Here is an 11,790-nt window from a genome sequence, read left to right as displayed (position 1 = left end):
CTTTATGGCCGACGAACTGCCGGAACTGCCTGGGGCTGCTGCGGTTCTTCTTTCCGGAGGCTGAATGCCCCGACTATGAACGGAGAATAAAGCCATGACGAAGTTGATGATTGCTGCGATGGCAGCGCTGGTTGCCACCGGCGCTGCGGCGCAGGTGACCGAGACCCCGCCCGCCAACCCTGCCAACATGCCGATGGCGGAACCTGCGGCGCCGCCTGCTGCCGGCCCCGATGAGGCGCGTATCCGTGCCGATCTTTCGGCTTCGGGCTATACCGATCTGCAGGGACTTTCGAAGGATGGCGACGGCTGGAAGGGCACTGCCATGCATGGCGGCAAGCGGGTGCCGGTGAAGATCGGCGCTGACGGCAAGCTCGTCCCGCAGAAATAGGCCGTACGGTCTCCTGACGGCCTGCAGGGTCGCGAGAGAGGGGAGAGGCCCGGTGCAGGAAGGCGCCGGGCCTCTTTTCTGGTGGAACAATGCGGGGGCGCGGGGCGTTGCATGTGCAGATGATCAGAGGAGGCCGAAATGGCAACGCATCGGGAAGACAAGGTTTATGTGGAGCCGGAGCGCCGGGAAATGGTCTATCGCGAGGAGCGTGGACCGGGCGGGGTGATCTTCGGCGTGGTTCTGGTGGCGGTGCTGGCGCTGGCGATAGCCTGGGCGCTGGGGCTGTTCAACGTCGATACGTCGGGCAAGCTGGAAGCACCTGAGGTGGCTGTGACCGGTGGCGAAGTGCCGACGGTGCAGGTTGAAACCGCGGACGTGAACGTGGGCACCGAGAAAAAGACCATTGAGGTGCCGACGGTGAGCGTGACCAAGCCGGGCGACGACGGCAGCGCTTCGAACTGAGGCGTCACATGTGAAAAGGGCCGCTGCGCGGGGAGCGCAGCGGCCCTTTTTTGTTTGTGGAAATAGATTGCCGGTTGGCGAACCATTGGATAAAGTTCGCCATATGGCAAACAATCTCGCGCATCTCGATTCGGCCTATCATGCACTGGCGGACCCGACCCGCAGGGGAATGCTGGCGCGGCTGGGGGCGGGCCCTGCCAGCGTGAAGGAGCTGGCGCAGCCGTTCCGGATCGGGCTGCCGACCTTTCTGAAGCATCTGAAGGTTCTGGAAGCCTCGGGACTGGTGCAGACGCGCAAGGACGGGCGGGTGCGCACCTGCGCCCTGCGGCCGGAGCGGTTGGCCGAGGCGGAAGCCTGGCTGGCGGCGCAGCGGAACCTCTGGGAAGCCCGCACCGACCGCCTGGCGGCGCTGGTGGAGAAGGCATGAAGAAGGGGCCGGCGACCCCTCGTCACCGGCCCCTTCGCTGTTTCCCGATCAGGGGGGCGCGATCGGGAAAAGCTGGCGTCTTGCGGCGCGGGGCGCCGAGGGAAATCAGTTCACGATCATCTGCAGCATCCAGCTGTTCTGCTCGTGCTGGGCGAGCCTGCCGGTGAGCAGGTCTGCGGTGACGACGTCGTTGTTCTTTTCGGCGACATCCACCGCCTCGCGCAGGGTCTGGCAGAGCAGGCCGTTGTCGCGGATGAGCATGCTCACCTGCTTGTCGGCATCGCCATCGCCTTCCTCGTCGCGGATACGGCCCATCTTGCCATAGCTGGTATAGCTGGCGGGCGCCGGCTGGCCGAGGGCGCGGATCCGTTCGGCGATCTTGTCGATCGCCGCATAGAGATCCTCATACTGGGCTTCCGTCAGCTTGTGCAGGCCGAAGAAGTTCGGCCCGGCGACGTTCCAGTGGACGCCCTGCGTCTTGATGAACATCTGGTAGCTGTCGGCGAGCACATGCCCCATCGCGTCTGCGACGGCTGCATAGGCGCCGGCGGAAAGTCCGGTTTTCGGCTTGAAGGCGGCGCCTTCGTGCGTGTCGGTGCGTTTCATCTGCGTAGCCATTATCGGAGCCTTTTTACTATAGCGGGCTTCGGCCACGGACCATCGAGGCGATGATGCCGATCACGAAGAGCGCAATGAAGATGTAGAACAGAATCTGTGCGATTCCGGCGGAAGCGGTGGCGATCCCGCCGAAGCCGAACAGCGCTGTCAGAAGCGCAATGGCCAGAAAGCCCAGTGCCCATCCGAGCATGGCAATTCTCCTTCCGTGAAACATGTATCTTCAGAACGGCCGTCTCTGGGACGATCAGTCTGTGCTGTGGGTTTCCAACGGAGGCGCTTCGGGATTGTTCCCGGAATAGGGGCGATTGCCGAGGTGGATGGTGATGGCGGCGGCGCTGGCGCTGAGCTCCACCTGTTCGAGGCGGCCGCCCAGCTGGCGGGAGATGTTGTCGAGCAGGCGGGCAGCGGCGCGTTCGGGCGGGATGGCGGGGCCGAGGCCGGAGCCTTCGACGCCAATGGTGAGGCCCTTCTCGCCCGCATTCAGCGAGATCACGATCTCTCCGCTGCCGCCTGGACACCCGCGGAGCGCGAGCCGGTCTGCGGCCTCTACGATCCACAGCGTGAGCGGGATGGCGGTGTCGATCACCACGGCATGGTCCTCGATCTCGCACAGGATGTTGAAGCCGGCGAAGACGCCGTCGTCCTGGCTGAGCAGGCGGCAGAGCGGTTCGACCAGCCGCGAGGTGGACAGTGCGGCATTTTCCGAACTGTCGAACAGCAGGCGGTGGACGAGGGCGAGGGCCCCGACGCGCAGGCGCAGGTTTTCGAGGCCGGGCGCGCGGTTGTCCTTGGGAAGGGAGTCGATCTGCAGGCGCACATAGCTGGCGATGATCTGCAGGTTGTTGCGGACGCGGTGGTGCAGCTCGAACGTAAGGGCGCGCTGGTAGCTGAGATTGTCGGACACCTGCTTGTCGCGTTCGGAGATGGCGCGGGCCATGCCGTGGAGATCGGCGGCGAGGCCGCGGATCTCGTCGGGCGCGGCGGCAAAGCGATCGTCGCCGGTGCGCAGCTTGCCTTCGCCGATGTCGTGCGCCAGCCGGCCCAGATGGCCGATCCAGCGCAGGATGGCGCGATTGGCGCCGAACCAGATGGCGACCGAGGCGAGGAACAGCGCCAGCACCGGAAGTGCGAAGGTGGAAGCGGCGATCCACCAGCGCGGGCCGAAGACGCCCGGCTGCGGTGCGGCGTAGATGATATTGTAGGAGGCGCCTGTCGCCTTGCCCTTCAGATCTGCGGTGCCGACGTGCAGCGGGGCGACGGCATAATCCCAGATCTGGCCCTGGCTGTCGCGGACGGAGCGGGCGTTGCTGCTGTCGGTCGGCAGGGGGATGCGGCTCCAGCTGACCGGGCGGCTGGAGGCGACCACCCGTCCGTTGCCGTCGACGAGAAGGACGATGGTATCGTCCCGCGAGTTGCGGGTGGCGATCAGCCGCTTCAGCCAGGCGAGATCGATGGAGGCGCTGAGCACGCCCTCGAACTCTCCGTCCGGGCCGTTGACGGGGAGCATGGCCCACAGCACCTCGCGCTTCGAGAATTCGCCATAGAGCGGCTTGGAGACGTTGAAATGCGTGCGAGGCATCTGCGCCCAATAGGGATAATGGGTGATGTCGCCGCCGATGGCTTCGGGATTGCTGGCGCAGCGGATGCGTCCGTCCGCGTCGATGAAGGTGAGATAGGAATAGACCGGGAAGGCGCCGACGATGGTGGCGAGCGGCTTGCTGCAGCGTTCGGCATCGGACGAACGGACATCGGGGTTGGCGGAAAGCAGGGTGAGGATGCCCTGGGCGGCGTGGATGACGTTCAGCTCTGACGAGGCCGTCAGGGCTGCCGCCTCGGCCAGTTTCTGCTGCTGCTCCTGCGCATCGAGGCGGATGCGGGCGACGCCGTTCCAGGTGGCGAGGATGGCGAGTGGCAGCAGCGAAACCGCGAGGATGATGAGCAACACCCTGCGGATCCCGCTGCGGCGGGTTATTCCATCCAGACCGGGAAGGGAGATCCGCTCGTACGGCACCGGTTGTCAGGTAGCCGGAAGCGAGGGATCGGATCTTTCGGCGCGAGCAGGTCGCGACGGTTGGTCTTCGGGGCCATCCATGTAGCGCTTCAGTGCGGTGCGGCCGCGGGTTATGCGGCTTTTGACGGTGCCGAGCGGGCAATCCATCACGTCGGCGATTTCCTCCCACTGCAGTCCGGATTCCATCAGCACCAGCGCTTCGCGCTGTTCTGCCGGCAGGGTGGAGAGGCCGCGCTGCAGATCTGCGAGCAGGATGCCGCCGCCCTGCGTGGGCATGCTATGCTGGGTGTGGGCGGGGACATCGGGATCGTAGGGCACGAACCGGCGGGCGACGACGGCCACGGTGTAGAAATGGTTGCGCAGGATGCGGAAGATCCAGGCGCGGAAGTTGGTGCCGGGGGTGAAGCTGTCGCGTGCGGCCCAGGCCTTTACCAACGCCTCTTGCGCGAGATCGTCGGCGAGATCGCGGTTGCCGCAGAGGCCGCGGGCGAACGCGCGCAGCGACGGGACGATGGCGACGAGATCGGCGCGGAAGCGGGCGTCGTTCGAGGCACCGCGGCCTTCGGCCGGCCTTTCTGCGGTGGCCATCATGCCTGGCCCTCAGACTGGGAATTGGTCGGCGTGGCACGCGCGGCGTCGACACGATCGAGGATGTCGAGGAAATCATCGGGGATCGGCTCGGCCTCGGCATCGGCCCACAGCCGGCGCAGCCCGTCTGCGATTGGGTCGGCCTTTCCCGGCGCTGTCCGGCCGCGCGGAACGTCTGCCGCCTTCAATTCCGGCCCCGAAGGCTCCGGACGCTTGTGGTTATCCATAATCAGACCCCTGAAATCCGCCTGCCACGCACCTACATGTCACGCGGCCGTTGTGCACTGTCTGACCGGGAACGGACCATGGCCGGTAAAGTTCCGCAAACTTTTCTCAGGGCTGCGGAACTTTTCCCAAGGCACGCGGTTTTTGTGCGGAACAATTTCACGCCAGAGGGGACATGATGGGCAATACGAGTTCGATGCGAGACCTTCTGGGACCGCAGCTGCCCTATCTTAGGCGCTATGCGCGGGCGCTTTCCGGATCGCAGAAGAGCGGGGACGCCTATGTCCGCGCGGTGCTGGAAACATTGGTGGAGGCGCCGGACACGCTGGCTGGCACGACCCACCCCAAGCGCGATCTGTTTCGGCTGTTCCACGCCTATTGGTCTCCGCACCAGCAGGCCGGCGGGCTGCCGAACGCGGGCCGCCATGCGCTGCTGCTGACGGCGGTGGAAGGGTTCGGCATGGAAGATGCGGGCGCCATTCTTGGGATAGAGCAGGCCGACGTGGCGCAGGCGGTGGCCAGTGCGCGCGCGGAAATTGCCGCCGCGATCCGCTCTCGCGTGCTGATCATCGAGGATGAGCCGGTGATCTCCATGCATCTGGAGCAGATCGTGGAGGATATGGGCCATGACGTGGCGGCGACGGCGATGACCCGCGACGAAGCGGTGGCCGAGGCCGAGCGGGTTCGGCCCGACCTGGTGCTGGCCGATATCCAGCTGGCCGACGGTTCTTCGGGGCTGGATGCCGCCAGGGACATTCTGGAGCGCTTCGATGTGCCGGTGATCTTTATCACCGCCTATCCCGAGCGCCTGCTGACCGGAGAGCGGCCCGAGCCGACCTTCCTGGTTACCAAGCCATTCGAACCGGAAACGGTGGTGGCGACCATCGGGCAGGCGCTGATGGCGCGCTATCCGGAGCTTGCGCCCGCCGCCTGACCGGGAACAATCGGCGCCCGCAAAGGTTGTTGTGATGCCGCCTCCGGCCGCTCCCCTGCGGGTCTGGAGGCGGTACCGGAACAAGGTTCGCGAGGGAGCTGGGCGATGATCAAGAGCACAAGCGCCGAGGCGCGGGATATCGCGAGCGAGGGCGACGATTTCGAAACGGCGTTGACCGATCCTGCGGCCTATTATGCAGATCCGGAAGCCATTGTGGCCGATCCCGGATTGTCGCACGCCCAGAAGAAGCGTTTTCTGACGGAATGGGAGCAGGACCTGACCGACCGTCAGGTGGCCGATCAGGAAGGCATGACGCCGACCGATCCGGCGCTGCAGGATGCGGATGCCGAGCTGCTGGACCGCATCCGCATGGCGATACAGACTCTGGAGACGGAATCCGACAGCGAGGGGCCGACACCCCGGCGCTGGTGGCAGCGGCTGCGCGCTGCCTGAGGACAGGAGCGACCCTGAACTGCCGGCGGTCTTGACCGCCGGCATTTTTTTGCGTCTGGGGGCGGCCGCCCTTGCCTGGGCTGGCTTGCGGTGCAGAGTGACGATCATGGATAGCCGAAGCGCATGAACATGCTGGGGAAAACGCCCATCTCCCGCCGGCATATCGCCGAATGGTGGACGCTGGGGCTTGGCTTGCTGCTGGTGATCCTGGCTGGCGCGATGACCGTGCGGATGGTGCGGCTGAACGCGGAACAGAATGCCAGCGTGGCGCATACGCTGGAGGTGCTGGCGGCGGGTGCGGCGCTGCACATTGCCGTGACCGAGGCCAATTCGGCACAGCGTGGCTATCTGCTGACCGGGCATCCGGTCTTTCGCCAGCGCTATGAGCGGGCGCGCGCCGATATCTGGCCCAATGTCGACCGGCTTGGCCGGATGACGCTGGACAACAGCGCGCAGCAGGCGCGCGTGCAGAAGATGCGGCAGGTATTGGCGGCGCGGCAGGCCGAGTGGGATACGGTTGGCCGGATGGCCGACACGGGCGACGTGAAGGGGGGCGCCGGCCGGCAGCTGGTCGGACTGGAGCTGACCGAGGATTTCCGCAACATCCTGCAGCAGATGACGGACGATGAGAATGCGCTGCTGGCGCAGCGGCGGGCGAGTGCGGACGCCAGCGGCGACTGGGTGTTGATCATCGGGGTTGGCGGGCTGGGTATGGCGGCGATGCTGGTGGGGCTTTCCATCACCACGCTGCGCCGCCGGGCGGCGGAGCTGGAGACGGCGAACGCGGAGGTGCGCCGGCTGATGGGCGGGCTGGAGGATCGGGTCGCCGAACGGACGCAGGATCTTGCCGAGGCGAATGAGGAGATCCAGCGCTTTGCCTATATCGTCAGCCACGACCTGCGCAGCCCGCTGGTGAACATCATGGGATTTTCCGCCGAGCTGGAGGAAGTGCAGGGACAGGCGGCCCAGCTGGTGGAGCGGCTGGAGCGGGAAGCGCCCGGCCTGCTGGCGGACAGCGAGCGCGAGGCGCTGTCGGCGGAGCTTCCCGAAGCGCTGGCGTTCATCCGCGCCTCTACCGCGCGGATGGACCGCCTGATCAAGGCCATCCTCTCCATTTCGCGCACGGGGCGTCGGACACTGGCTGCGGAGCGTGTCGATCTTTCGGCGCTGCTGGGCGGACTGGCGGTGACGCAGCAGGCGCAGCTTTCAGAGACGGAGGCGCAGCTGACGGTGGGGCCCATGCCCGAGATCGAAAGCGACCGGTTTGCGCTGGAGCAGATATTCGCCAACCTGATCGACAATGCCGTGAAATACCGGCGGGACAGCGTGCCGCTGACGATCGACATCACGGCAGAGGATCTGGGCAGCAAGGTGCGGGTAAGCGTTGCCGACAATGGCCGCGGCATCGCCCCCGCCGATCAGGAGCGGGTATTCGAGCCTTTCCGCCGGGCCGGCGTGCAGGATCGGCAGGGCGAGGGAATTGGCCTTGCGCATGTGCGGGCGCTTGCGCGACGGCTGGGCGGCAGCATATCGCTGGAAAGCATGTCCGGAGAGGGGAGCCGGTTCCTTGTAACCCTGCCGAAGAAACTGCCGCAGACCTGGGTGGCAGAGGAGTGAAGATGCCTGACAGCAAGAACCATCGCCATGTGACGATCCTGATGATCGAGGACGACATGGGCCATGCCCGTCTGATCGAGAAGAACATCCGGCGCGCCGGCGTGTGCAACGAAATCGTCCATGTGGCCGACGGCACCTCTGCCATGGAGAAGCTGTCGAGCGGGCTGGCGGCGGATGAATGCCCGCTGCTGGTGCTGTTGGACCTGAACCTGCCCGATATGAGCGGGGTCACCATCCTGGAGCGGCTGAAGGCGGATGCGCGGTTGCGGCGGATTCCGGTGATCGTGCTGACGACGACCGACGACGCCCGGGAAATCCAGCGCTGCTATGATCTGGGGGCGAACGTCTATATCACCAAGCCGGTGGACTATGACCAGTTTGCCACTGCAATCCGCCAGCTGGGGCTGTTCCTGTCCGTGATGCAGGTGCCAGAGCCCAACGCATGAGCGCGAAACTGCGACTGCTCTATATCGACGACGACGCCGCCTTTGCCCGGCTGGTGACGCGCGCGCTGACCCGGCAGGGCTTTGACGTGGTGCATGCGACCGACGGCGCGGCCGGCCTGCAGGCGCTGGACTCCGTGGAAGCGGGCGGAGGGCCGTTCGATGCAGTGGCGCTGGACCATGTGATGCCGGGCATGTCCGGGCCGGAGACGCTGGACGCCATCTGCCGACGCAAGCAGCCGCCGCCAGTTATCTATGTGACTGCCGCCGACGAGGGGAAAGTTGCGGTGACGGCGCTGAAGGCGGGCGCGGCGGATTATGTGCTGAAGGACCTGGGCGGGGTGTTCTTTGACCTGCTGGGGGAAACCATCCGGCAGGCGGTGGTGAACCAGCGGGCGCGGCGGGCGCAAGCGGCGGCGCAGGCGGAGATCGCCGCCGCGCGGGATCGTGCCGAGGCGATGCTGCAGGAAGTGAACCACCGGGTGGCGAACAGCCTGGCGCTGGTTTCGAGCTTTGCCCATCTGCAGGCGGCACAGATGCCCGAGGGCGACGGTCGCGATGCAGTGATGGACCTGAAGCGGCGGATTGCGGCGGTGGGGCAGGTGCACCGGCGGCTGTATACGTCGGAGGATGTCGGGCGGGTGGAGCTGAGCTCTTACCTGCAGGGGCTGGTCGACGAGCTGCGCGCCACGGTCGCCGACGAATGCGGGGTGACGGCGATCCGGCTGCAGGCGGAGACGGTGCTGATGCCCACCGACAAGGCGATTGCGCTGGGGGTGGTGCTGTCGGAGCTGGTCACCAACGCCTGCAAATATGCCTATCCGGATGGCTTCGGCGGCGAGATCGCGGTGAGCTTGCGACGGGAGGACGAAGACACCCTGCTGCTGGTGGTCGCCGATGAGGGGGTGGGCTTTGCGCAGGGGCAGGTGCGCGGGTCCGGCCTTGGCCGTCGGATCATCCAGGCGATGTCGAAGAGCCTGAAGGCCGAGTTGCGCTATGAACCGGCCGAGCAGGGCACGCGGGCGGTGCTGAAGTTCCCGGCCGGGTGAGAGCCGGCCGGGAGACTTTATGGCCTAGCGGACGCTGCCGCGACGGATCAGGTTGACGATCCCCAGAAGGACCACCGCACCCAGGAAGGAAACCAGCAGCGAGCGGATATCGAAGGCGCCGCTGGTGATCGGTGCGCCGCCCAGCAGCGGGGTCAGGAACCAGCCGGCAAGGACTGCGCCCAGAATGCCGACGATGACGTTCATGATAAGGCCCTGCTGGCCGTCGGTACGCATGACGATGCTGGCGAGCCAACCGAGGACGCCGCCAACAATCAAAATGATAATCCAGGTCATCTGCTTCCCTCCATGTGGGACTTCGGGGATCGGCCTTTGGAGCCGGCCCATTTTGGTCGGTCCTTTTTGAACCTGCGGAAAGAACGTCTGGCCGCAGATATTGTTCCATCGCACGAAAAAGGGGCGGCACCCTTGCGGATGCCGCCCCCCTCATGACGCCCCCGGGGGGATGGGGACGCCTTGATCGAAGCTGTTACTTCTGATCGCGGACGGCTTCTGCCTTGTTATCGCCCTTCGCTTCGACGTTATCGGCCTTGGCCTCGGCCTGGGCACGAATGTTATCCGCCTGCGTTTCCATGTTGGCGGCAGCCGCATCGGCCCTGGCTTCGCCGGTCGCCGTCATGCTGTCGCCCGTTGCCTCAACCGAATCGGCCTTGTTCTCCAGCGCATCGGCCTGAACTTCGGCGTTGTCGCGGATGGCGTCTGCGGTGGCGTCGGCGTTTTCCTCGATGGCGTCGGCCTTCTTTTCGGTGGCCGACTGGTTGCAGGCTGCAAGGCCGAGCAGCATCGCTGCTGAAATAAGCTGGATCTTCATATCCTGTCCTCTTCCCTCTGACACAGGTCGCGCGCGACCGAATTTGTCGGCCGTTACCGGGCTGAACCGGGGAAGGAGGCAAAGGTTCCCGATTGCGGAACGATTGCCATCGCGTTAGCGGTAACAGGAAAACTGAGGGGAGAGGCGGATGCTATCGCGACGGGCGGTTCTGGCGGCAGGAGCAGGGCTGGCGGCAGCGCCTTCGATGGCGGCGGGCGGCGGCCCGGTGCAGCCGAGCTGGGCGTCGCTCGCCGAACATGCCCGCGTTCCCGACTGGTTCCGGGATGCGAAGCTGGGGCTGTGGTCGCACTGGGGACCGCAGTGCGTGCCGGAGTTCGGCGACTGGTACGGCCGGCAGATGTATATGCAGGGCAACCCGTTCTACGCGCATCATGTGAAGACCTGGGGTCACCCGTCGTCGTTCGGCTTCATGGAGTTCATCGGCCGCTGGCGAGCCGACAAATGGGAGCCGGAGCGGCTGACCGAGCGCTACAAGGCAGCGGGGGCGAAATATATCGTCTCCATGGCGAACCACCACGACAATATGGACCTGTTCCAGAGCAGCCATCACGCCTGGAACAGCGTGCGCACGGGGCCGGGAAAGGACATAGTCGGCACCTGGGAAAAGGCGGTGCGCAACGCCGGGCTGAAGTTCGGCGTTTCCAACCACAGCTCGCACGCCTGGCACTGGTGGCAGACCGCCTATGGATATGATGCGGAAGGGCCGCTGGCGGGGGTGCGCTATGATGCCTATCGGCTGCGCAAGGCCGATGGTGCCGGCAAGTGGTGGGAGGGGCTGGACCCGCAGGAGCTTTACACCGGGCCGTCGATGGTTATCCCCGACGGCATCCGCAGCATTGCCGAGATGAACGCCTGGCACGAGGCGAACGACGGGCAGTGGCTGGAGACGGTGCCGACGAACAACCCCGGCTTCGCACCTAACTGGCTGGCCCGGCAGAAGGAGCTGGTCGAGCGCTACGATCCCGACCTTGTCTATATGGATAATCACGCCCTGCCGCTGGAGCAATATGGGCTGGAGGCGGCGGCGCATTATTATAACCAGTCGATCGCCCGGCGCGGGCGGATGGATGTGGTGCTGACGGGAAAAAAGCTGTCGGCGGAACAGCGGCGCGCGATTACCGACGATGTCGAGCGCGGTTTCGTGGAGGGGATTCGCGCCGAGCCGTGGCAGACCTGCACCTGCATCGGCAGCTGGCACTATGATCGGCCGCTGTATCTCCGGAAGGGCTACAAGAGTGCAGAGCAGGTGGTGCAGCGGCTGCTGGATGTCGTTTCGAAGAACGGCAATCTGCTGCTTTCCATTCCGCAGCGCGGCGACGGCAGCATCGACGACGAGGAGGAGAAGATCCTGGACGCGATGACGCGCTGGATGGCGGTGAACGGCGAGGCGGTGTTTGCCAGCCGGCCGTGGAGGCGCTTTGGCGAAGGGCCGACGCAGGCGGTGGAAGGGATGCAGAACGAGGAGAAGGCGAGCGCTTTCACAGCCAAGGATGTGCGCTTCACGGCGCGCGACGGGAAGCTCTATGCGGCGTTTCTGGGCTGGCCGGAGCGGCCTTCGCGGGTGGTGTCGCTAGCGGGTTTGCCGGTGGAGCGGGTGACCTTGCTGGGGCGCGGAGCGCTGCCGTTCCGGATGGGAGCGGGCGGGCTGGAAGTGACTTTGCCGGCGAAGCGGGATGGGGAGTTTGTGCCGGTCTTGCGGTTGGAGGGGCCGGGGCTGATCTAGAG

The 11,790-nt window shown here is 65.7% G+C and carries 16 protein-coding genes; 9 read left to right on the top strand and 7 right to left on the bottom strand.

All coding sequences use genetic code 11. The annotated features are described in order from the left end of the window. Positions 1-94 precede the first annotated feature (94 nt). From IM784_RS10270 to IM784_RS10260, 3 genes are all read left to right on the top strand, one after another. Entirely contained in the window at positions 95-388 is a 294-nt protein-coding gene (locus IM784_RS10270; RefSeq protein ID WP_199555234.1) for a hypothetical protein, read from the top strand. A 138-nt stretch (positions 389-526) separates the two neighbouring features. After that, positions 527-850 (top strand): hypothetical protein, encoded by a 324-nt coding sequence (locus IM784_RS10265; protein WP_235976963.1) that lies wholly within the window; start codon positions 527-529, stop codon positions 848-850. Between the two features lie 103 nt (positions 851-953). Then, entirely contained in the window at positions 954-1,277 is a 324-nt protein-coding gene (locus IM784_RS10260; protein ID WP_199555233.1) for an ArsR/SmtB family transcription factor, read from the top strand. 105 nt (positions 1,278-1,382) lie between these two features. Here the strand turns inward: IM784_RS10260 and IM784_RS10255 are convergent, their stop codons facing one another. The 5 genes from IM784_RS10255 to IM784_RS10235 all read right to left on the bottom strand — a co-directional run bounded on the left by IM784_RS10255 (position 1,383) and on the right by IM784_RS10235 (position 4,721). Beyond that, positions 1,383-1,895 carry a Dps family protein gene (locus tag IM784_RS10255; RefSeq protein WP_235976961.1) on the bottom strand — a complete coding sequence of 171 codons (513 nt, stop codon included), beginning with the start codon at positions 1,893-1,895 and terminating at the stop codon, positions 1,383-1,385. A gap of 16 nt (positions 1,896-1,911) precedes the next feature. After that, entirely contained in the window at positions 1,912-2,085 is a 174-nt protein-coding gene (locus IM784_RS10250; protein ID WP_199555232.1) for a DUF1328 domain-containing protein, read from the bottom strand. 54 nt (positions 2,086-2,139) lie between these two features. Continuing rightward, positions 2,140-3,840 carry a sensor histidine kinase gene (locus tag IM784_RS10245; protein ID WP_199555231.1) on the bottom strand — a complete coding sequence of 567 codons (1,701 nt, stop codon included), beginning with the start codon at positions 3,838-3,840 and terminating at the stop codon, positions 2,140-2,142. Positions 3,841-3,912: 72 nt separating this feature from the next. After that, on the bottom strand, positions 3,913-4,497 hold the full coding sequence (locus IM784_RS10240) for a sigma factor (RefSeq protein WP_199555230.1): 585 nt from the start codon (positions 4,495-4,497) through the stop codon (positions 3,913-3,915). Next, the gene (locus IM784_RS10235; RefSeq protein WP_199555229.1) at positions 4,494-4,721 is read right to left on the bottom strand and encodes a NepR family anti-sigma factor; all 228 of its coding nucleotides are present in this window, start codon (positions 4,719-4,721) and stop codon (positions 4,494-4,496) included. Before IM784_RS10235 ends, IM784_RS10240 begins: the two co-directional genes overlap by 4 nt. A 194-nt stretch (positions 4,722-4,915) precedes the next feature. On the opposite strand from IM784_RS10235, the gene IM784_RS10230 reads away from it, so the two are divergent. From IM784_RS10230 to IM784_RS10210, 5 genes are all read left to right on the top strand, one after another. Further along, on the top strand, positions 4,916-5,653 hold the full coding sequence (locus tag IM784_RS10230) for a response regulator (RefSeq protein WP_199555228.1): 738 nt from the start codon (positions 4,916-4,918) through the stop codon (positions 5,651-5,653). A gap of 105 nt (positions 5,654-5,758) precedes the next feature. Next, positions 5,759-6,106 (top strand): hypothetical protein, encoded by a 348-nt coding sequence (locus IM784_RS10225; protein WP_199555227.1) that lies wholly within the window; start codon positions 5,759-5,761, stop codon positions 6,104-6,106. Positions 6,107-6,229: 123 nt separating this feature from the next. Then, complete coding sequence (locus tag IM784_RS10220) at positions 6,230-7,723, top strand: sensor histidine kinase (RefSeq protein ID WP_199555226.1); 1,494 nt, start codon at positions 6,230-6,232, stop codon at positions 7,721-7,723. A 2-nt stretch (positions 7,724-7,725) separates the two neighbouring features. Then, positions 7,726-8,169, top strand: coding sequence for a response regulator (locus IM784_RS10215; protein ID WP_199555225.1), 444 nt, complete (start codon positions 7,726-7,728; stop codon positions 8,167-8,169). After that, positions 8,166-9,215, top strand: a complete 1,050-nt coding sequence (locus tag IM784_RS10210) for a response regulator (RefSeq protein WP_199555224.1) — start codon at positions 8,166-8,168, stop codon at positions 9,213-9,215. Before IM784_RS10215 ends, IM784_RS10210 begins: the two co-directional genes overlap by 4 nt. 24 nt (positions 9,216-9,239) lie before the next feature. Here the strand turns inward: IM784_RS10210 and IM784_RS10205 are convergent, their stop codons facing one another. After that, a complete protein-coding gene (locus IM784_RS10205) occupies positions 9,240-9,509 on the bottom strand; it encodes a GlsB/YeaQ/YmgE family stress response membrane protein (protein WP_199555223.1) in 270 nt (89 codons plus the stop codon). Between the two features lie 193 nt (positions 9,510-9,702). Then, positions 9,703-10,044, bottom strand: a complete 342-nt coding sequence (locus IM784_RS10200; RefSeq protein WP_199555222.1) for a hypothetical protein — start codon at positions 10,042-10,044, stop codon at positions 9,703-9,705. A 148-nt stretch (positions 10,045-10,192) separates the two neighbouring features. Here IM784_RS10200 and IM784_RS10195 point away from each other — a divergent pair, with 148 nt between their 5' ends. Further along, the gene (locus tag IM784_RS10195; protein ID WP_199555221.1) at positions 10,193-11,788 is read left to right on the top strand and encodes an alpha-L-fucosidase; all 1,596 of its coding nucleotides are present in this window, start codon (positions 10,193-10,195) and stop codon (positions 11,786-11,788) included. Positions 11,789-11,790: the final 2 nt, after the last annotated feature.

It is taken from the genome of Sandaracinobacteroides hominis (assembly GCF_016464365.1).
Classification (GTDB): Bacteria; Pseudomonadota; Alphaproteobacteria; order Sphingomonadales; family Sphingomonadaceae; genus Sandaracinobacteroides; species Sandaracinobacteroides hominis.
The sequence above is the reverse complement of the archived record's forward strand: the minus strand, read 5'-3'. Positions and strand labels throughout refer to the sequence as shown.

Excerpts from the sequence above, each read along its gene's own strand:
- IM784_RS10270 (WP_199555234.1), top strand. The coding sequence starts at position 95 with ATGACGAAGTTGATGATTGCTGCGATGGCAGCGCTGGTTGCCACCGGC.
- IM784_RS10265 (WP_235976963.1), top strand. The coding sequence starts at position 527 with ATGGCAACGCATCGGGAAGACAAGGTTTATGTGGAGCCGGAGCGCCGG.
- IM784_RS10260 (WP_199555233.1), top strand. The coding sequence starts at position 954 with ATGGCAAACAATCTCGCGCATCTCGATTCGGCCTATCATGCACTGGCG.
- IM784_RS10255 (WP_235976961.1), bottom strand. The coding sequence starts at position 1,895 with ATGGCTACGCAGATGAAACGCACCGACACGCACGAAGGCGCCGCCTTC.
- IM784_RS10250 (WP_199555232.1), bottom strand. The coding sequence starts at position 2,085 with ATGCTCGGATGGGCACTGGGCTTTCTGGCCATTGCGCTTCTGACAGCG.
- IM784_RS10240 (WP_199555230.1), bottom strand. The coding sequence starts at position 4,497 with ATGATGGCCACCGCAGAAAGGCCGGCCGAAGGCCGCGGTGCCTCGAAC.
- IM784_RS10235 (WP_199555229.1), bottom strand. The coding sequence starts at position 4,721 with ATGGATAACCACAAGCGTCCGGAGCCTTCGGGGCCGGAATTGAAGGCG.
- IM784_RS10230 (WP_199555228.1), top strand. The coding sequence starts at position 4,916 with ATGCGAGACCTTCTGGGACCGCAGCTGCCCTATCTTAGGCGCTATGCG.
- IM784_RS10225 (WP_199555227.1), top strand. The coding sequence starts at position 5,759 with ATGATCAAGAGCACAAGCGCCGAGGCGCGGGATATCGCGAGCGAGGGC.
- IM784_RS10220 (WP_199555226.1), top strand. The coding sequence starts at position 6,230 with ATGAACATGCTGGGGAAAACGCCCATCTCCCGCCGGCATATCGCCGAA.
- IM784_RS10215 (WP_199555225.1), top strand. The coding sequence starts at position 7,726 with ATGCCTGACAGCAAGAACCATCGCCATGTGACGATCCTGATGATCGAG.
- IM784_RS10210 (WP_199555224.1), top strand. The coding sequence starts at position 8,166 with ATGAGCGCGAAACTGCGACTGCTCTATATCGACGACGACGCCGCCTTT.
- IM784_RS10205 (WP_199555223.1), bottom strand. The coding sequence starts at position 9,509 with ATGACCTGGATTATCATTTTGATTGTTGGCGGCGTCCTCGGTTGGCTC.
- IM784_RS10200 (WP_199555222.1), bottom strand. The coding sequence starts at position 10,044 with ATGAAGATCCAGCTTATTTCAGCAGCGATGCTGCTCGGCCTTGCAGCC.
- IM784_RS10195 (WP_199555221.1), top strand. The coding sequence starts at position 10,193 with ATGCTATCGCGACGGGCGGTTCTGGCGGCAGGAGCAGGGCTGGCGGCA.